Source organism: Roseovarius sp., assembly GCF_040223625.1.
Taxonomy (GTDB): Bacteria; Pseudomonadota; Alphaproteobacteria; order Rhodobacterales; family Rhodobacteraceae; genus Roseovarius.
Map to the genome: position 1 here is coordinate 1 of NZ_JAVKFX010000045.1, position 19,121 is coordinate 19,121.

Annotated in this window: 19 protein-coding genes and 1 tRNA gene; 11 read left to right on the forward strand and 9 right to left on the reverse strand. The window is 61.1% G+C overall.

Going from position 1 to position 19,121, the window contains the following annotated elements:
* Positions 1–153 precede the first annotated feature (153 nt).
* Positions 154–1,134 (forward strand): DUF8728 domain-containing protein, encoded by a 981-nt coding sequence (locus RLN94_RS13325; RefSeq protein ID WP_350123958.1) that lies wholly within the window; start codon positions 154–156, stop codon positions 1,132–1,134.
* A gap of 693 nt (positions 1,135–1,827) precedes the next feature.
* Here the strand turns inward: RLN94_RS13325 and RLN94_RS13330 are convergent.
* Entirely contained in the window at positions 1,828–2,592 is a 765-nt protein-coding gene (locus RLN94_RS13330; RefSeq protein WP_350158988.1) for a hypothetical protein, read from the reverse strand.
* Positions 2,593–3,545: 953 nt separating this feature from the next.
* On the opposite strand from RLN94_RS13330, the gene RLN94_RS13335 reads away from it, so the two are divergent.
* The gene (locus RLN94_RS13335) at positions 3,546–3,914 is read left to right on the forward strand and encodes a response regulator (RefSeq protein WP_350123964.1); all 369 of its coding nucleotides are present in this window, start codon (positions 3,546–3,548) and stop codon (positions 3,912–3,914) included.
* A gap of 53 nt (positions 3,915–3,967) precedes the next feature.
* On the opposite strand, the gene RLN94_RS13340 is transcribed toward RLN94_RS13335, so the two are convergent.
* On the reverse strand, positions 3,968–4,582 hold the full coding sequence (locus RLN94_RS13340; protein WP_350123967.1) for a hypothetical protein: 615 nt from the start codon (positions 4,580–4,582) through the stop codon (positions 3,968–3,970).
* A gap of 389 nt (positions 4,583–4,971) precedes the next feature.
* Between RLN94_RS13340 and RLN94_RS13345 the strand changes: the two genes are divergently transcribed.
* Entirely contained in the window at positions 4,972–5,352 is a 381-nt protein-coding gene (locus RLN94_RS13345) for a response regulator (protein WP_350123970.1), read from the forward strand.
* Positions 5,353–5,686: 334 nt separating this feature from the next.
* On the opposite strand, the gene RLN94_RS13350 is transcribed toward RLN94_RS13345, so the two are convergent.
* Positions 5,687–6,061, reverse strand: a complete 375-nt coding sequence (locus tag RLN94_RS13350) for a transposase (protein ID WP_350123973.1) — start codon at positions 6,059–6,061, stop codon at positions 5,687–5,689.
* 643 nt (positions 6,062–6,704) lie between these two features.
* On the opposite strand from RLN94_RS13350, the gene RLN94_RS13355 reads away from it, so the two are divergent.
* Entirely contained in the window at positions 6,705–7,301 is a 597-nt protein-coding gene (locus tag RLN94_RS13355) for a hypothetical protein (RefSeq protein WP_350123976.1), read from the forward strand.
* Positions 7,302–7,592: 291 nt separating this feature from the next.
* Positions 7,593–8,522, forward strand: coding sequence for a tyrosine-type recombinase/integrase (locus RLN94_RS13360; protein WP_350123982.1), 930 nt, complete (start codon positions 7,593–7,595; stop codon positions 8,520–8,522).
* A 74-nt stretch (positions 8,523–8,596) separates the two neighbouring features.
* Here the strand turns inward: RLN94_RS13360 and RLN94_RS13365 are convergent.
* Positions 8,597–8,670, reverse strand: a tRNA-Cys gene (locus tag RLN94_RS13365).
* Between the two features lie 147 nt (positions 8,671–8,817).
* Here RLN94_RS13365 and RLN94_RS13370 point away from each other — a divergent pair.
* The 3 genes from RLN94_RS13370 to RLN94_RS13380 all read left to right on the forward strand — a co-directional run bounded on the left by RLN94_RS13370 (position 8,818) and on the right by RLN94_RS13380 (position 12,039).
* Complete coding sequence (locus RLN94_RS13370) at positions 8,818–9,471, forward strand: protein-L-isoaspartate O-methyltransferase family protein (protein WP_350123985.1); 654 nt, start codon at positions 8,818–8,820, stop codon at positions 9,469–9,471.
* 30 nt (positions 9,472–9,501) lie between these two features.
* Positions 9,502–10,911, forward strand: a complete 1,410-nt coding sequence (locus tag RLN94_RS13375) for a TolC family outer membrane protein (RefSeq protein ID WP_350123988.1) — start codon at positions 9,502–9,504, stop codon at positions 10,909–10,911.
* Between the two features lie 72 nt (positions 10,912–10,983).
* Positions 10,984–12,039, forward strand: coding sequence for a hypothetical protein (locus RLN94_RS13380; RefSeq protein WP_350158989.1), 1,056 nt, complete (start codon positions 10,984–10,986; stop codon positions 12,037–12,039).
* Here the strand turns inward: RLN94_RS13380 and RLN94_RS13385 are convergent.
* Positions 12,036–13,496, reverse strand: a complete 1,461-nt coding sequence (locus RLN94_RS13385) for a cobyric acid synthase (RefSeq protein WP_350123994.1) — start codon at positions 13,494–13,496, stop codon at positions 12,036–12,038. The two genes, RLN94_RS13380 and RLN94_RS13385, sit on opposite strands and share 4 nt — an antisense overlap.
* Before the next feature lie 197 nt (positions 13,497–13,693).
* The gene (locus RLN94_RS13390; RefSeq protein WP_300894422.1) at positions 13,694–14,026 is read right to left on the reverse strand and encodes a DUF6280 family protein; all 333 of its coding nucleotides are present in this window, start codon (positions 14,024–14,026) and stop codon (positions 13,694–13,696) included.
* 218 nt (positions 14,027–14,244) lie between these two features.
* Between RLN94_RS13390 and efp the strand changes: the two genes are divergently transcribed.
* Positions 14,245–14,808: an elongation factor P gene (gene efp / locus RLN94_RS13395; RefSeq protein WP_350123998.1), complete on the forward strand. Its 564-nt coding sequence runs from the start codon at positions 14,245–14,247 to the stop codon at positions 14,806–14,808.
* Positions 14,809–14,811: 3 nt separating this feature from the next.
* Here efp and RLN94_RS13400 read toward each other — a convergent pair whose 3' ends face one another.
* Positions 14,812–15,612: a fructosamine kinase family protein gene (locus tag RLN94_RS13400; protein ID WP_350124001.1), complete on the reverse strand. Its 801-nt coding sequence runs from the start codon at positions 15,610–15,612 to the stop codon at positions 14,812–14,814.
* A complete protein-coding gene (gene ygfZ / locus RLN94_RS13405; RefSeq protein ID WP_350124004.1) occupies positions 15,609–16,340 on the reverse strand; it encodes a CAF17-like 4Fe-4S cluster assembly/insertion protein YgfZ in 732 nt (243 codons plus the stop codon). The genes RLN94_RS13400 and ygfZ overlap by 4 nt, the downstream gene beginning before the upstream one ends.
* A gap of 65 nt (positions 16,341–16,405) precedes the next feature.
* Here ygfZ and RLN94_RS13410 point away from each other — a divergent pair, with 65 nt between their 5' ends.
* Complete coding sequence (locus tag RLN94_RS13410) at positions 16,406–17,077, forward strand: TIGR04283 family arsenosugar biosynthesis glycosyltransferase (protein WP_350124007.1); 672 nt, start codon at positions 16,406–16,408, stop codon at positions 17,075–17,077.
* Positions 17,078–17,079: 2 nt separating this feature from the next.
* Here the strand turns inward: RLN94_RS13410 and RLN94_RS13415 are convergent, their stop codons facing one another.
* A complete protein-coding gene (locus RLN94_RS13415; RefSeq protein ID WP_350124010.1) occupies positions 17,080–17,763 on the reverse strand; it encodes a phosphatase domain-containing putative toxin in 684 nt (227 codons plus the stop codon).
* Between the two features lie 160 nt (positions 17,764–17,923).
* Here RLN94_RS13415 and RLN94_RS13420 point away from each other — a divergent pair, with 160 nt between their 5' ends.
* A complete protein-coding gene (locus RLN94_RS13420) occupies positions 17,924–19,120 on the forward strand; it encodes a pyridoxal-phosphate-dependent aminotransferase family protein (RefSeq protein WP_350124013.1) in 1,197 nt (398 codons plus the stop codon).
* The last annotated feature ends 1 nt before the right edge of the window (position 19,121 follow it).

A 19,121-nucleotide genomic window follows, 5' to 3' on the forward strand; every position in this document is an offset into this window, starting at 1 on the left:
ACGTCGAATGACACTCAAAAATCCCATGTCGATCACTCCATGTCTCCCCGACAAAACCCGTCAGGGAAAGGTGTTCACATGGGTCAATTCTCAGTGAAAAATTTGAAGCCTACCGGGTCACTTCTCAGCGGAAACTAACACTATGCTGCCGTAATGATGTTGACCTGGTTCAGGGACGGCCATTTCAGTATCCTGCGAAACTTAGAAGTTGCGCTACTTCCGTTTCTCTTTTTCGTGGCGCTCCTTGTCTGGAGGAGCATCTACTTTGGCGATTTGTTGCCAAATCCTTACTATGCAAAAGCGTCGGGCTCTGATTTCGCGGGTATCCTCAATCCATTTGGTGCAGGTTGGAGCTACATCCTCGATGGCTTGCGAGCATCGGGAATGGTAATGGCCATACCCCTTGTGTGTCTCGCTTTTTCCGACAAGCTTGCAAGGATTAGTCTTACTCTGGCCGCAGTGTTAACAGGTCACGTCATCTTTGTTCTTTGGGCGGATGGAGACTGGATGGGGCAGTTCCGCTTTTTGATGCCAGTGCTCCCTATTGTCGCAATTTTGACCGCATTCGGGCTGTCGAAAATACCGCTTCATACTCCAAGGAATTGGGCTGGCGCGCTATTTTCTATTGTGATCGTAATTTTTTCTGTGGATCAAATTGACAGTTTTGAAGCGCGTCCGACGACGCCATTGGCTGTGGTGTCAGAAATTGGTTCGGAGTTTGCGCGAGTAGCGGAATTGTTGGATATTGAAGACCCGGTTCTTGCCCATCATGATGCTGGTGGGATCAGCTATGATCGTTCAATCAGGTTGGTTGATTTGGGCGGGCTTGTTGATCGCAAGATTGCTAAAAATATGGCGAACCGCGCATTTCTAGAAGAGTATATTTTTGAAGACCGGCAACCTCACTTCATATTTGGAGAGATTAACTTTGCTGCAGCTTCAGGATTTACAGAAGCCGAAGCGTTTTCCCGAGACTATGTTCCTTTGGTTTTTGACAATAGGTCGATTATGAACAGTGCCCTGTCCCACGTGCGACGTCAGAGCGTTGTCGAAGGTGACGGGCTGATAGTTCATCGCTCAGAGGATTCTAGGATAGAATCTGTGACCGTATTGAACCCTGAAAGGGGAGGGTGACCCCGTGAGAGCGTTTCACTAACTGGATAGATTTTTCCTGCAGAATGAGGGTTAGCGATGCACAAGGTCGATCCAGGCGAAATCTGGTTTCGCACGGCAAGCCTGCACGCTATCGACCTGAAAACCGATGTTTCGATTAATGACCGATCTACGATTGGCGTTGAGTGGTAGGTTGCGAAGCTGAGAAGTCGAAACCGGTCGACGGTGCCGGTGACGCAAAATCTCAAGAGACGCAGGCATTCCACTGCTTTCTTCAAAGACCATCGAAGGGACTTTTTTCGAGGTGATCGGCTATCCTTTTGCAAAACAAGCGTATTGAGGGCGCGGGCATAAACATTGCCAGAAAACGTCGCTTTCAATCCCAATTTTGGGAATTGCCATCATTGCTGCGTCACCGGTGAGGGCTTGTCTGGCTGGTCGATTGAGGGCTATGAGAAATCGGGGAATGAATCGATGCTCTTGAGTACTGAGCAGGTCGACATTGTTGATCCTCAGGTATCTGCCTCCGACCCTTCTGTCGTTTACTACACGACCAAAATCAACCTGCCAGCAGGAAGAACTGTTTGAACCCTTTCCAGAGGTGAAGTCTGAATTCTTTCGGGGCTGGAAAAAGCTGCATCCCTGCGCCCCGGCGTTGGGAAGCGAAACTGGCAGGCAACCGGTTTTTCTAGGAGAAATGACGCTCGCTGCGGTTCATTGCATTCCCGCACGATCATATTCTGTGGCAACCTCCCAGACGATTTTCTTGAAATAACGGGCCTGTTCCTGGCTCAGGGTATCTTCCGGGTCGGCCAGCTTGTCCGGCAGCTCCCGCGGATCCAGTTGGTAAATTACCGTGTAGACCAGACAGGTTATTGCATACTGCCCCAGGTCGTTCAAATGGATGTCGTCGGAAAAAACGTCGCTGATATGATCAAGCCCCGGCGCGCGTCCGGCTTCAATATCATCATAGACGCGCATCAAAAGCCTGTGGCCCGGAATCATGTAGACAGGCGGCATCCCTGTCGGGCGGATGGCATTCGCATGGTCTTGCATCTGTTCCCATTTTCGGCCTTCGACCTCGAGATACCGGCGAAACGGCAGTCTGTCTTCGGCACCTGTAGATTCTTCTTCCGGAGATCGCCAATGTACCCATGTGCTGTAGAGCATGAGTTCCGCGCCTCGCCCGCCATTGCCGTGTTCCCACGTGTTCCGGACCCATTTTTCGATATGCTCGAGAGTGGTTGCCCCGAGTTCCTCCGTATCGGGACTGAGTGGAGACCCTTCCGTCGTCACAAGAAGCTCGAAATTTCCGATGTCTGAACGGGCGTCCGGGTCACCGTAACCGGGGGCATGCGTCCACCGCCAGTGCAGGGGGGAACCAGGTATCGTGGATTTTGCGATCCTGTCATAGGCATTTCCACCGCCCGGGGTCGCCTGTGTCGCCAAGATAAGACGGCCGGGCCAGGGATGGCTCATATAGGTATCCGTCAGGCTGTGGCCACTGTGGATCTGCCGGATGAAAAGCGGGCTCGCCTCACGCGGTGGCAGTCCTTCGACCTGCGCATATGCGGCCGGAACAAGGAACAGATATCCGATCAGGAAAGATAGCAATCTCAGTCGAAAGGGGCACATGGTATCAACGGGCCTTCTCGTGTATGTCATGTCAATTGTGAGCAACTTCAAACAGAGGCAAAAAACGCGCGAAAGCAGTATGTTCGGGGCGGTTCAACAGGATCAGCGGGCGGTAACGAAGTACCGAAAGGCCGGTCATCTCCAGGACTGACGTCGAGGTTGACTGAAGGGCCGCATGCTAGACCATCCGTCTTGTCTGCTTCAGCCAAGGTGCCACCGCACCCCCTAAATATCGAACTGGGCATGAACATACTCCTGGAAACGAAAACAAAATGAATGCTGCCACCTAAACCTTGAGAAGAACTTGATTGGATCGACTTGGCAATCTTTGGTTCTTGCATGGACGTGCGCATTGTGTCGTTTTGAGAAACGGCAATTAGCTCAACAGCGGATTGGCGTTTTTCTGGAGGAATTATCCAGCATTGAGGGGCGGGCGTCATCCTTCCAAGCCTCACGTCGAGCCACCGGATGTTCAAATTCTTCTTCAACGGTCTGCAGAATGGGTTAACCACCCCTATGTCGCTTTGGGCGAGTTCTCATTCCTATGGACTTCGGCTGAGAGAGTTTGCCCCAAGGCGCTTCGGATTGAAGCGTGCGCGAAGTCACTCCGATCGAATTTGTTTTTGAACTGGTCCTCGCAGTGCATGTACAGCGAATCGAGTTCGCCAGGGCGGTGGACCGGTTAAAACTGAGAATATGATTGCATTGAGTTGAATTGTCTTCATGCTATGGGCCGTTCCTTGGCTTGGTGTTCTCAGAAAAGCCACAGATGTTGTAAGCTATGAGTGGGGGCGTCCATGACCTTTCGAATCCTCCATGTGGATGACGACGCAGTATTCCTCGATTTTGTTCAGGCCGTGTTCGCGCATGAGGAGAAGTACCAAGTTGTGTCTCGCATAAACGCAAGAGATGCGCTTGCCTCGATTGAAGACGTCGCGCCCGATCTTGTCATTGCGGATATCATGATGCCCGATAAGGGCGGCTTGGAGTTCATCCACGAATTACGACAAATGCCGGCACTTGAGCAGATTCCCGTTTTTCTCCTCAGTGCGAGATCGCGAGATTTAGAAAAGTATGCGTCGTTTGGAGAAAATGCGGCGGTCATATTGTCAAAGCCGATCGAGCCGGATGTGTTGCGATGGAAGGTTAAGGCGCAACTGGAATAGAAGCAGCGATAGACCTGCGCGGCGGCTCGAGAGCGCTTGGATCTTGGGATCCGCTATCTCGGCTTCACGCAGTCCTTGTAGAGATGGCTGGCCAGGACCTCCTTTAAAGGAACGGTCGGAATATCGGATCGAATGAAACAATCCAGTTCCGAATACCTATCGAAAGGTCCGTCGCGCAGAAAGAACACGATCAGATCGCTGAGCGTGAATTTCATGCGTTCCATATCCTCCTTTTTGGCGTCCAGGAATTCTTTCAGAACAAATGCTCTGTAATAGGCGGCTCGCTGACCTGCCGGCCCGTCCAGATCGGGTAACATGGACATGGTCGCGAGGAGAAGACCCACGTCCTCGGCACGCATGACCCCTCTCTTCTTGACCGTGTTCCCGAGGTGGGTGCGGATCAGGTAGTAATACTGATACCTGTCATCGACCGGCAACCTTTCGGTGTAGACCGTGCGTTCCGCCCCCCATCCCCAAAGAAATGCTGCGCCCATCAGGTCGCAGGGGGTCACACTCTGGAGGTCCTGTCGATTGAAGTTCATCAGTTGAGCGTGAGACGAACACGTTTGGCTGTTTGCCGGTGCCAAGACACCGAACAAGGTCAAGGCCACCAATGAGAACACACCAATTCGGGCACGCAAGGAAAGCGACAGTAAAGTGGGCGTCATTGGGAACAGCCTTGATTAATGCAGTTATTCCAAGCGTAGCGGATAGTTCCAAGCCTTCATACCATGTCATCACCCCTGGTTCCCGCTGCTTCTGGTTCCCTGCGCGCTTCGAAATATTTGGGCCACGCAGATTGATGCAGTTGACTTGGAATGAAAACTTTTTATCCTATCGGTGTCGAATTGAAGGATACGCGCTTTGACCCCTGTGGCATTCGTGTCTGGCCTGATTTCGGTCATGGACGTGGAGCGAACCGAGCTCGCCAAGGTGGACCGGGCAAAACAGAGAACATGGTTGCATTGAGTTGAATTGTCTTCATGCTACATGCCGTTCATTGGCTTGGTGTTCTGAGGAAAGCCACAAATGCTGTAAGCTATGATTGGGTGCCCCCGTGACCTTTCGAATTCTCCATGTAGATGACGACTCGGTATTCCGTGATTTCGTGCAGGCCGTGTTCGCGCATGAGGAGAAGTACCAAGTTGTGTCTCGCAAACACGTAAGAGATGCGCTTGCCTCGATTGAAGACGTCGCGCCCAATCTTGTCATTACGGATATCATGATGCCCGATAAGGGCGGCTTGGAGTTCGTCCACGAATTACGACAAATGGCGGCATTTGAGCAGATTCCCGTTTTTCTCCTCAGTGCGAGATCGCGAGATTTGGAAAAGTATGCGTCGCTTGGAGAAAATGCGGCGGTCATATTGTCAAAGCCGATCGAGCCGGACGTGTTGCGGTCGAAGGTGAAATCGCAACTTGAACAGATGCCGCGATAAGACTGCGCGTCGGCTCAAGAGCGTTTTGACTTGGGGGGGTGCTGCCCATTTTGCAATGAAGTGGCACTCTACCGAATGCCAGCGTTCAAAGACGTCCGCATCATGGTCTTGACGATGCTTTCGCTTTAACTTCGGTAGGATTGCCGCAGTCCCGCCACGCGCTTCCCGGTGCCCCAACGACCAGTTGTCGTCAAATGCCACTTTCTGCCAGTAACGCGCCGACCGGAGCATCCCTGATCAGCGGAACTGCCCCTTTCAGTCAGCGCCTGTCTTGGTGGCAACAGGAGCCGCACGAGGATGCCAAGCGCCTCCACAAGCGCCAGGATCTTGGTTGTTAGCCGACCGTGCGAGCGCCTGACGGCCTGAGCCTGAGGCCTCCATTTGCGGCTGCGGACTTCTGGTCGACTTGAACGATGGTGCCGTCGATGAGCGCATACTCGAAATCCGGATCATCGCGCATTGCATCAAAAAGACCCTCAAAAATGCCCGACTCTGCCCATCGCCGAAATCGCCGGAACTGACTGTTCCAGTTCCCGAACTCACGCGGCAGGTCGCGCCAGGGCAATCCCGTCCGCACACGCCAGAAGACCGCTTCCAGAAACAGGCGATTATCCTTTGCGGTTGCTCCGGCATCGAGGGCCTTCCCCGGCACGTGCCCTTCGAGCCGTTGCCACACCCTATCCGTCACCACCATCCGCTGGTCACTCAACTCAAACCTCCATTTTGGATGCTTGAAACAAACATCAGACCGGAAGAAAAGCTTGATTGTCCACGGATCCAGAAAATTCCACCTTGACGTCAAGTAAAAGCCTAGTATTTCTGCGGATCTTGTTTTTTGGCCGGATGGTCAAAAGATGCGTTTGCAAGGGAGGAGCGATAGTAGACCGGAGACAACTATGAAACCTGATGCGCCTTTGACCAAGGTCATAGCTGTTCTGCTTCCAATCGCTGTTGTCTACGCGCTGTTTACCCGCTCCGATGTGTGCCGGCCGTCTGACCAAATCTCGGACGAAACCCCCATGGAGGTCGCTCACCAAGCATCCATCTCTCTGGGTTGCTAAGTTCCTCCGCGTTTATTCGTCATCGGGGCGATAGCTGCCCTTCGGGCGCCGGGCGATGTTCTGGCTGACCGACAGGCCTGGCGATTGCGTTTTCGCGCACTTCCTTCTCGATCGCTCCTGCAATCTGAAGCGAACGTATCCCGGTCCTTTCGGCCGATGGCAGGATGGAGGCGAGCGGGGCAGACTTGCTGCTTCCTCACATGGCGTAGGAATTCGGCATGTTCATTTCCCGTGGTTGACTTGGAGTGAAAAAGTTATATCCTAGTGAGGTCGAATTGAAGGATACGCGCTTTGACCCCGGTGGAATTTGTTTCTGGCCTAGCTTTGGCAATGAAAGTGGAGCGGACCGAGCTTGCCACGGTGGACCGGGCATTGGCAAAGGGCGGGCTTCGACAGATTGCACGTGGTCGGTCGCGCCCTGATATCAACCTGGTGGAGGGAATACAGATCGTCTGCGCCTGGGCTGGTGTAGAAAAGCTGACCGATGCCGCGGAAGAGGTGACGCGTTTGGAACAGTATTGTCCGGACGCAGTTCCAGATGACGAGTACGAACTTACAAAGAAATGTAAGCCATTGTTTGGAAGTGATTTTGGAGAAGAGGAGAAAGATCTCTACGGAAGAAACTTTTTTGTGGTCCTGTGTGAAGTGGCACGGTGGCTCGGCGAAGACAGGCTGGAAGCTGAACGGGTGCTGTTTTCTATCGAGAGAGGTGGGCCGCCTGAAATAAGCTATGATTGGGAACTGGAGAAAAGAAAGCTCGGGTTCGCCTGGTTTGAAGAATTGAAACCGCTCCAAAAGAAAAGAACCGCCCGACCGCCGGTGGTGATTACAGCCTCCATCCGTGGACCGGTCTTGAAATGGATCTATGATGTCACGGAGGGTGCCTGATGCCCCGCCCACATCTGCCAAAAGCTGAAGACGTTGCCGGCCTTGCGAGGCTGCTCAGAGCCGAAGGTTTCGCGTCCTTCTGCATCGAGACAACGCCGGACGGACATGTCTCCATCACCGTCGGCAAAGGCGAGGGCGGCGAGAATGTAACGCCGCTTGAGAAATGGAAGGCGGGACGTGCCGCTTCCTAAGGGCGTACACCGTGTCCGGCGAAAGCTGGCAAGCGGCAGGAGCCGCTATCATTTCTATGCTTGGAGGGGCGGTCCGAGGTTCTGGGTCGACGAGATCCCCATGCCGAAAGACCCGGATTTCCATTTGGCATTCGCCGAGGCAATCAATCGGCCCAAACCCGCAACGCTGACGACGGCCAGCATGGTGGATCAGTTCTTGTCAAGTGCAGCCCGGGCAAAGTCCCCGCGGTCATTCGCCGATCAGCGCAAATGGCTTCAGCGATTTGCAACGCATTTTCATGATGCGCCGGCCATCATATTCGAAGAGCGCGCCTCCAGAGGGGAAGTCAATGTCTGGCGTGCGCAATGGAAACATTCTCCCAAACAGCATGACATGGCGGGAACGCACGCAGTACGTGTGCTGAACTGGGCTGTCGAAGAGGGCCACCTGTCTGAACATCATTGTCACAAGCTGCCCAGGCTCTACGATGTCGATCGCTCCGAGGTCGTTTGGACCCAGTCAGATCGGGAAGCGATCGATGCAAAGGCCCCGGAATGGGTGCGAAGGCTGTTATGTGCCGCTTGCGAAACAGGATTGCGGCCAGGGGATCTGATCAAGCTCACGCGGAACTCGGTTGAAGAGACACCGCAAGGACGACGGTTGAGGGTGCGAACCAGCAAACGCGGTCGCGTGGCTCATATTCCGATCACGCCCGCCTTGGCCAATGTGATCGACAGCACACCGCGGGACCGGATGTTGATACTTGCGAATGCGAGCGGACGGCAGTTGACCGAGCATCGCGCATCGGAAGGGTTGAGACAGTGGCGCGACAAGGCGGGACTGAGTCGCGACTTGCGCCTGCAGGATTGCCGGGGAACAGCGGCGACAAGGCTTCTCGATGCCGGACTCAGTCTCTCGCAGATTGCAAGTCACATGGGGTGGTCGCTTCGGCACGCGGCAAATGTGATCGAACACTACGCGCGCGTGTCTCCGGGTGAAACCGATGCTGTCCTGGTCAAATTGGCAAGCGCGAAAAAGGATAGATCATGAACAAAACTGTAAACGGTCCTGTAAACCGTCGGGGCCGCGCAGTCATCTTTGGGGGTTAAGTTGTTGATTTTATTTGGAGGCGAGTACCGGAATCGAACCGGTGTACACGGATTTGCAATCCGCTGCGTCACCACTCCGCCAACTCGCCGTCTCTCAAGTGGTTGCATCGAGTTATATGATCGATCCGGCTTTCGCAAGGGCCGTCAGCGCGGGTTTCGGGGTTGATTGACATTGTCGGGCGGGGGGATATGTGTCAGAACGTTCAGGACAGGACTGAACGCAAGAGTTTAGCAACATGACTGACTATGCAGCCCGCCGGACGATGATGGTCGACACCCAGGTCAGGCCGTCCGACGTGACCAAGTTCCCGATCATCAACGCCATGCTGTCCGTGCCGAGAGAGGCGTTCGTGCCGGATCACCTGCGCGAGGCCGCCTACATGGGCGACAATGTCGATCTGGGCGGCAACCGCGTGGTGCTCGACCCGCGGACCCTGGCCAAGATTCTCGACGCGCTCGACATCCGGCAGGATGAGCTGGTGCTCGATATCGGCAGTGCGCTGGGCTATTCGGCCGCGGTCATGGCCCACATGGCGCAGGCCGTCGTCGCCGTCGAGGAAAACAAGGACATGGCGGAGGAGGCGCAGTCGCTTCTGCCCGAGCTCGGGGCCGACAACGTCGCGGTGCACGAGGGCCCGCTGACCGAAGGCGCCGCCGAGCACGGCCCCTTCGACGTGATCGTGGTGCAGGGTGCCGTGGCGCACCTGCCAGAGACCCTGACCGACCAGCTGAAGGATGGCGGCCGCATCGCCTGTCTCTTCATGGAAGGCACGCTGGGCGCCGTCCGCATCGGCTACAAGATCGACGGCCGGATGACGTGGCGTTTCGCCTTCAATGCCGGCGCCCCCGTGCTGCCGGGGTTCGAACGTCACACCGCGTTCACACTTTGACCTTATCGATGACGGCAGGAGTGCGCTGATATGAAAATCCCGTTCAGATCGCGCGTTTTCGGTGCCGTCTCGGCGGTGATGATCGGGCTGGTGCAGCCGCTGGCCGCCAGCGCGGAAACCCTGGCCGACACGCTGGTGAGCGCCTACGAAAACAGCGGCCTGCTGGAACAGAACCGGGCGCTGCTCCGGGCGGCCGATGAAGACGTTGCCCAGATCGTGGCCGAGCTGCGGCCGATCATCAACTGGTCCGCCGACATCACCCGCACCTTCGGCACCACCCGTTCGGGCGGCATCACCGGCGGGGCCGACAGCAACGAGCTGAACCTCGGCATCTCGCTCGACCTGCTGCTGTTCGATTTCGGCCGCACCAACCTGCGCATGCAGGCGGCCAAGGAAACCGTGCTCGCCACGCGGGAATCGCTGCGCAACATCGAACAGCAGGTGCTGCTGCGGGCCGTGGCCGCCTACATGAACGTGCGCCGCACGAGCGAGCTGGTCTCGGTGCGCCAGAACAACCTGCGCCTGCTGCGGCAGGAACTGCGCGCCGCCAACGACCGGTTCGAGGTGGGCGAGGTGACCCGCACCGACGTGGCGCTGGCCGAAGCGCGGCTGGCCTCGGCCCAGAGCGGGCTGGCCACGGCGCAGGGCGACCTGACGCAGGCGGTCGAGGAATTCCGCAACGCCGTGGGCCGCGACCCGGGCCAGTTGCGCGCGCCGCAGAGCCTGCCGAACCTGTCCGGCAACATCGAGGCGGCCAAGGCCGTCGCCGTGCGCAACCATCCCGACATGCGCAAGGCTCAGTATGACGTGGCCGCCGCCGACCTGACCGTGGCCGCGGCCGAGGCCGCGATGAAGCCCAGCGTCAGCCTGACCACCCGGCTTGGCGTCGGGGAGGAGATCGACGGCACCGATTACACCCGCTCGGGCAGTGTCGGTGTGACCGTCTCGGGTCCGATCTACCAGGGCGGTCTGCTCAGCTCGGCCAAGCGGCAGGCGATGGCGCAGGCCGACTCGCTGCGCGGCGCGCTGCACGTGGCGCGCAAGCAGGTGGTCGAGGATGTGGGCAACGCCTATGCCATCCTCCGCGCCGCCCGGGCCAGCCGGCAGGCCGGCCAGGAACAGGTGCGCGCGGCCCGTGTCGCCTTTCGCGGCGTGCGGGAGGAGGCCAAGCTGGGCGCCCGCACCACGCTCGACGTGCTCGACGCCGAGCAGGAGCTGCTCGACGCGCAGGCGGGCCTGATTTCGGCCGAGACGGATGTCTATATCGCGGCCTATACCGTGCTGGAAACCATCGGCGAGCTGACGGCGAAGGACCTGCGCCTGAACGTCCGCACCTATGACCCGGCGACCTATTACAACCTCGTGAAGGACGCCCCGGTGCCGATCAGCCCGCAGGGCCAGAAACTCGACCGTGTGTTGCGCGCGCTAGGGAAAGAATAGAATCCTCCCTAAATTGTTGTGCGAAATGGCCCCGGGCGGTAAACTGCCCGCAGGCAAGAATGGTAATTGAGCATGTCAGACCCTGTAACGAATGTCGAAATCGAAGACGTTCTGTCTTCCATCCGTCGTCTCGTGTCCGCGGATGACCGTGACGCGGCGCAGCATCGCCAGACGACCCAGGCCGCACCGCGCCAGCAGGAAGCGCGCCTCGTTCTGACCCCGGCCCAGCGGGTGGACGAGCCGGAGGAGGATGAGGCGGCGGCCGACATGGATATCGAGGCGCCCGAAACCCGTCAGCAGGATGAGAGCCGGTTCGACGGAATCGAGGATGCCGAGATCGTCGAGGCCCGCTCGAGGGGCGAGGATGCGGATGCCGAGATCCTGAAGGACCTGCCGCAGTTCATCCGCAGCGGGATGCGTGATGATCCGGGCGCGCCGCAATCGGGGCAGGGGACGAGCGAAGAGGCCCTGTCGCAAGACGAGCCCGCGGCCCCGGCTGACACCGACGCGGAGTTGCGCGAGGACTGGGACGATGCCGAGGACGAGGCGGCGCTGACGGACAGCCTGCAGCCCGAGGATGATCGCGAGGCGGCAGGCGCGCACACCGAGTATTTCGAAGACGCCGACGATGCCGAGGACGAGATCGACCTGAAGGAGCTCGAAGCGCGGATCGCCGGCTTCGAGACCGCGGTGGCCGAGAAGGACGATCAGTGGGAACCCGACGGCGCGTCGGACGACGATTATGCCGCCGCCCCGCAGTCGCCCCTTCCCTGGCAGGATGTCGAGGAGGACGAGACCGCAGAGGATCTGTCGGCCTATGCCTATGACCCGGAGCCGGAGCTCGAGCCCGAGGCGCCGCTGGCGCAGGACCGGTTCGAAGAGGCGCCGGCCGCTTCGACCGAGCCCGACAGCCTCGAGGAGCGCCGTCAGGCCCCGCAAGGCGCCGGGGACGATGCCGGCTGGTATTCCGACGATGCCGTCCTAGACGAGGATGCTCTGCGCGACATGGTGAGCGAGATTGTCCGGCAGGAGCTTCAGGGCGCGCTGGGCGAGCGGATCACCCGCAACGTCCGCAAGCTGGTCCGCCGCGAGATCCATCGCGCGCTGATGACCCAGGGCATCGACTAGGCGTCGGCCCCTACCGGCTCGGCCAGTTTCAGCAGCAGATCCACGTCGAAATGCGCCTCGATATGGCGCGCCAGGGCGTCGAGCGCCTGATCGACACTGTCGGTGAAGGACAGCTCCGAAGGTGCGCCCAGCTCTTCCAGGTACTGCGCCCGGAACCCGTCCGACGCGAACAGCCCGTGCAGGTAGCAGCCCCGCACGCGCCCGTCCGCACTGGCCGCCCCCTCGGGCCGCCCGCCGATGTCGAGCCACGCCCGCGCGCAATCGGGCCCCGTGGTCTCGCCCAGGTGGATCTCGTAGCCCTCCACCGCGCCCCCGGTCGGGCGATAGGTGGCCCGCGTGAGCGAGAGGTGCTTCTCGGGCCGCATTACCGTGGCCACGTCGAGATGCCCGAGGCCTGCCACCTCGCCGGGGGCGCCTTCGATCCCCTCGGGGTCGGCCACCGTCTGCCCCAGCATCTGGTAGCCGCCGCAGATCCCCATCACGTGCCCGCCGCGGCGGATATGGGCGGTGAGGTCGATATCCCAGCCTTGCGCGCGGAAATGGGCGAGGTCGGCGATGGTCGACTTGCTGCCGGGAATCAGCACCAGGTCGGCGTCGCCGGGCAGGGGGCGGCCCGGCTCGATGATCTCGACCGTGACATGCGGCTCGCCCGACAGCGGGTCGAGGTCGTCGAAATTGGCGATCCGGCCCAGTCGGGGCACGGCGACCTTGAACCGCCCGCCGGGGCGGTTTTTGAGGTCCATCACGTCCTCGGCCGGCAGGCGCCAGGCGTCGCCGAACCACGGCAGGACCCCCAGCGATGGCCAGCCGGTGCGTCGTTCGATCTCGGCCAGCCCCTCGTCGAACAGGCTAACATCGCCGCGGAACTTGTTGATGGCAAAGCCCTTTATCCGCCCGGCATCGCCCGGCTCCAGAACTGCCTGGGTGCCGACGATCTGGGCGATCACCCCGCCGCGGTCGATATCGCCCACAAGGATCACCGGCACGCCCGCCGCCTCGGCAAAGCCCATGTTGGCGATGTCACCGGCCCGCAGGTTGATCTCGGCGGGGCTGCCGGCGCCCTCGACCAGAATGATATCCGTATCGAGGCTCAGCCTGCGAAAGCTCTCCAGCGTGGCGTTGAGAAGGCTTGGCTTGCGCGCCGCGTAATCCCGCGCCCTCAGCGTGGCGAAGCGCTTGCCCTGCACGATGACCTGCGCGCCGGTATCGGTCTCGGGTTTCAGCAGCACCGGGTTCATGTCGGTATGCGCGGGCCTGCGGGCGGCCAGCGCCTGCAAGGCCTGCGCGCGCCCGATCTCGCCCCCGTCCACGGTCACGGCGGCGTTGTTCGACATGTTCTGCGGCTTGAACGGCGCGACGCTCAGCCCGCGATTGGCGCAGGCCCGCGCGAGCCCGGCCACGATCATGGACTTGCCGACATTCGAGCCCGCGCCCTGGATCATGATCGATTTCGCCATGCCGCCCCCTCATCCTGCGCCGTGCCGTGATACTAGGCGCAACTGCGCGGGGGAAGCCATGATCGCGAGGCCGCCCGCCGCTCGGCCTTAGGTGGGCAACCGGTGCTTGCACGCCTGACGTCACGGAATGCGGGCCGGAAATGAAAAAGCCCTGCCGCAGGGGCAGGGCCTTTTCGTCAAATCAGGAAAAAGAAGTGTCAGGCAGCTTCGGCATGTGCGGCCAGGGCCGCGGCAGCATTGCGGCGTTCGCTTTCCTCGCGCGACAGCGCGACAGAGGTGCGAACACCTTTCGACACGAATTCCATGAGGCCGGTCACGACCCGCTCGTTGGGGTCGATGCCGGCACAGCTCAGCACTTCGCGCCCGTCGCGCGAGCGCGCCCACCGGGCGATCTGTTCCGGACCATTGCCATATTTCTTGTCGTCAGAAATGGCATCGTCCAGCGCGGCCAGTACGACAGCCGCGAAAAGTTTGCGAGCACGGTTGCCCTGTTCGGCATTGAAGGCCGTGCCGTCAACGAAATCTTTCATGATTCGTCCTTGCTTTTATTGCTCTTGTCTTTTCGGCGTGGCGATGGTTATGACGAAGTTTGTTCGATTCGGATAGCCCTGTGCTGCATAGCTTGGTTGCAATTTCTGCATATCATTCTGCACCTGCAGCACGAGATTTCGTCGTCTTGCCCACCTTTGCATCCCCAGATATAGGGATGTGCCAAATATGATCAACCTTTTGACATGGGAAAGTCACGATGCCCAAGATCAACGGAAACGAAATTCGCCCCGGCAACGTGTTGGAGCATAACGGCGGTCTGTGGAGCGCCGTGAAGGTCGAACATGTCAAACCCGGAAAGGGCGGCGCCTTTGCGCAGGTCGAGATGCGCAACCTGCGCAACGGCTCGAAACTGAACGAACGCTTCCGCAGCGCCGACAAGGTCGAGCGGGTACGCCTCGAGCAGAAGGATCAGCAATTCCTCTATGAAAACGACGGGATGCTGATCTTCATGGATGCGGAAAGCTACGAGCAGATCGAGCTTCCCGCCGACATCCTAGGCGAACGCCGCCCGTTCCTGCAGGATGGCATGACCATCACCGTGGAATTCTATGAAAGCGAGGCGCTGAACGCCACGCTGCCGCAGAAGGTGGTGTGCACGGTGGTCGAGACCGAGCCGGTGGTCAAAGGCCAGACGGCGGCGAACAGCTTCAAGCCCGCGGTGCTCGACAACGGCGTGAAGGTGATGGTGCCGCCCTTCGTGGGGCCGGACGAGGATATCGTCGTCAACACCGAGACGATGGAATACGCCGAGCGCGCCTGACCCTCAGACGCCCGCGCGATCCAGCAGCCGCGTGACCAGCCCGTGATAGCCTGCGCCGAAAAGGCGCAGGTGCACCAGCGCCGGGAAAAGCTGGTAGATCGGCTGGCGGCGCTCGTGCCCGTCACGCAGGGCGCCGTAACCCTTTGCGAACTCGGCCGGGGGCTGGCCGAACAGGTGCAGCATCGCGAGGTCGACCTCCCCGTCGCCGTAGTAGGAGGCCGGGTCGATGAGATAGGCTGTGTCGCCCGAGAAAAGCGCGTTCCCGGTCCAGATATCGCCATGCAGCAGGGCAGGGCGAGGACGGTCCGGCAGCAGCTTTGGCAGACGCGCGCACAGGGTGTCCAGCCGCGCCGCGATCTCCCTCGGCGCCGCGTCAAGGAACGGCCGCAGGCGGTGATCGGCCCAGAAGGCGGGCCATGTGTCCTGGAAGCCGTTGCGGATCTCGACCGGTCCGAAGGCGTAATCCTCGGCCCAGCCATAGCTTTCGCCCTCGGCCTCGTGCAGCTGCGCCAACGCCGCCCCCAGCGCACGCCAGTTCTCGGGCCCGGGCGGCGTTTCCTCGAGATAGTCCAGCAGGATCAGCCCCTGTTCGGCGTAGAGGACCTCGGGCACCGGCGCGCCGGCCTCCTGCATCGTCCGCAGCATTCGGGCTTCGCAGTCGACCATTGGCCCGGTCTTGGCCACCACCTGCCCGCCGCCCTCAAGCTCCACACGCGCCACGTCCGACAGATCGCCGCCGTGCAGGGGCGCCATCCGGGCAACACGCCGCCCGAGTGCCGCTTCGACCTGCGTCTGAAGGCTCATTCCGCGTAGGTGACGGTCGCCTCGCCCGCTTGCATCTCGCCCTTCGCCCGGTTGAACCGCAGGTAGGCGATGCCGCGCCCGTCGGCTTGGGTGTAGAGCGTCCCGGCGGGCTTGCCATCGGCGGTGATCTCGGCGCCCACCGGTGCCTCGCCCTCCACCTTGACCGGCACCAGCCCCTTGTTCAGCTCGGTCTTGTGTTTCATCCGGGCGGTCACCTCCTGCCCGACGTAACAGCCCTTGCGGAAGTCCACGCCGTTCAGCCGGCCGAACCCGGCCTCGAGGATGAAGGTGTCGGGCGTCAGCTCCACCCCCGTCTCGGGAATGCAGTGGGCCACGCGGATGGCATCGAAATCGGTGCCGTCATCGCCGTCCTCGTCGCCGTAAAGCCGCCAGCCCAGTTCCGGATGGCGCGGGTCGGGCAGGGCGCCCTCGGGCGCGGGCCCGGTGCCGCGGAACACTTTCAGCGGGCTTTCCTCGATCGTCACGTCCTTGCGCAGCTTGTACATCCTCAGCCGCTTCACGAGGTCTTCGGCCAACGAGTCGTGGACATCCAGCAAGATTGCCTCGCCCCGGCGGAGCAGGATGAAATCGGCGATATACTTGCCCTGCGGCGTCAGGAGCGCGGTATAGACCGGCCCCTCGCCCAGTTTCTCGACATTGTTGGTCACGAGGCCTTGCAGGAAAGGCTCGGCATCGCTGCCGGTGATCTCATAGATTGCGCGTGTCATCGCGTCTCCCGTTTCTTTCCCTTGTGTAATATAGGTGCCACCGGCCACGACAACAGGGGAGAGTCATGCGCGCGAAACTGTCGGTGGTCATGCCGACCCTGAACACAGAGGCGGCGCTGGCGCGCAGCCTGCCGGCGCTGGCCGAGGGGTTGTCGGCGGGGCTGATCCGCGAGCTGGTGATCTCGGATGGCGGCTCGGACGATGCGACCCTGGCCATCGCCGAGGAGGCGGGGGCGGAGGTTGTCACCGGCCCGGCCTCGCGTGGCGGACAATTGCGGCGCGGGGCGGAGGCGGCGCGGGGGGAGTGGCTGCTGTTCCTCCATGCCGATACGGTGCTGCCGCCGGGCTGGGCCGATCTCGTCCTGTCCCACCTGCCCACCGGACGGCCCGCGCATTTCCGGCTGCAGTTCGATACGTCCGGCACGGCTGCCGCGATGGTGGCGGGCTGGGCCAACCTGCGCTCGCGCCTTTTTTGCCTGCCATATGGCGACCAGGGCCTGCTGATCTCGCGGGCCGAGTACGAGGCCACAGGCGGCTATCGGGACATTCCCCTGATGGAAGACGTGGCGCTGGCTCGCACACTCGGACGGCGCCTGACGGTTCTGCCCGCCACGGTGACCACCAGCGCCGAGAAATACCGCCGCGACGGCTGGCTCCGGCGCGGGGCGAGGAATCTCTCGCTCCTGTTGCGATACCTGTCGGGCGCGAAGCCGGAACGTCTCGCCCGCCGGTACTGACCTCAGAAGAAGGTCCGTTTTGTCTCGTTGAAGGTCTTCTGCACGTCCTGGAATTCGTATTCCGACCGCACCCAGTCCTCGAAGGAAATGCCCGTCTCGGCCTGCCGCGCCTCGTAGAGGTCGAGGATGTAATCGAGCACGCCGGTCTTGGTCCAGCGGAAGTGGATATACTTGGCCGTCAGCATCCGGCGCGCCTCCGACACCGGGCGCCCCTCGATCACGATCAGGTAGATCGCCGAGGCGAAACCGGCCCGGTCAGCCCCGGATTTGCAATGCATGACGAAGGGCTTCTCGATCGTCCGGAACGCGTCGATCACCTTCAGGATATCCTCCCGCGGGGCCGCGTAGCGGGCGTGAAACGTCACGTTCACCAGCTTCAGCCCCAACTGGCGGCAGCTTTCCTCCTCCACGAGGTAATGCGCCGCACCGCCCGCTCCGCGCAGGTTCAGGATCGACCTGATCCCCATCGCCTTGAGCTTGACGAACCGCTCATGCGTCGGCTGGTTCGAGCGGTAGACATCCGGCGCCACGGGAAAGAAATTCGTCCACACCTTGCGCAGGACCGCATGATCGAACCACAGGTTGTAGATATTTGCCCGCCGCCGGTTTTCCGGCGTCGACAGGTCGGTGTTGTAGTAGGCGCGCAGATCCCGCTCCCAGTCGGAAATCCGTTTGATCAGCTTCATGAGGGTCCGTGCGCTCCGTTCTCCTGTCCTGCCCGTGGGTCTCGCCCCCGGGGGCCGCGTTCATCTAGGGGCAACCTGACCGCAAGGCAACCCGTGTGATCGCCGATTGACGCCCCCGGCGCGCGGCGTAAAGTCCCGCCGACGCTTGAAGGAGAGTGACATGAGCGATGCAGGCGGCCGCCCCTACCTTGCCATTCCCGGCCCCTCGGTGATGCCCGAGGAGGTGCTGCGCGCCATGCATCGCACCGCGCCCAACATCTACGCGGGCGAAGTGGTGGACGTCACCGACAGCCTGATCCCCGACCTGCGGCGCGTGGCGCGGACAGAAGGGCACGCGACCATCTACATCGCCAACGGACACGGCGCGTGGGAGGCCTCGCTCGCCAACGTGGTGGCGCCGGGCGACCGCGTGCTGGTGCCCGCCACCGGGCGGTTCGGCCTGGGCTGGGCGGAGATCGCCGAGACGCTGGGGGTGGAGGTCGACCTGATCGATTTCGGCCGCCGCACGCCGATCGACCCCAACCGGGTCGAGGAGGCGTTGCGCGCCGATATCGACCGCCGGATCAAGGCGGTGCTGGCCACCCATGTCGACACCTCCACCTCGATCCGCAACGACATCGCCGCCGTGCGGCAGGCGATCGACGCGGCCGGCCACCCGGCGCTGCTGATGGCCGACTGCATCGCCTCGATGGGTTGCGACCGGTTCGAGATGGACGCGTGGGGTGTCGATGTCGCCGTCGCCGCCAGCCAGAAAGGGTTCATGGTGCCGCCCGGGCTGGGCTTCGTGTTCTTCAATCCCCGCGCGGCCGAGGCGAGAGCGGCCCTGCCGCGGGTCTCCCGCTACTGGGACTGGCGGCTTCGGGCGGAACCGGAGATGTTCTACCAGTATTTCGGCGGCACAGCCCCCACGCACCACGTCTACGGGCTGCGCGCCGCGCTCGACATGATCCATGGCGAGGGGATCGAGGCCGTCTGGGCCCGGCACGAGAAGCTGGCCCGCGCCATCTGGAGCGCCTGCGAGGCATGGGGGCAGGCGGGGGCGCTGCGGCTCAACGTGGCCGACCGGGCGCATCGCAGCCATGCCGTCACCTCGCTGGCGCTCGATGCGCCCGACGGCACGCGCCTTCGGCAATGGCTGGAGGCGGAGGCCGGGGTCACGCTGGGCATCGGGCTCGGCATGGGCACGGAGGCGGATCCGAAGGGCGACGGCTATTGTCGCATCGGTCACATGGGCCACGTCAACGCCCACATGGTCCTCGGCGTCTTGGCGACGATGGAGGCGGGGCTTACCGCCCTCGACATTCCCCACGGGGCGGGCGCGGTCGAGGCCGCGGCGGCCACGCTGGCGGCGGGGTGAG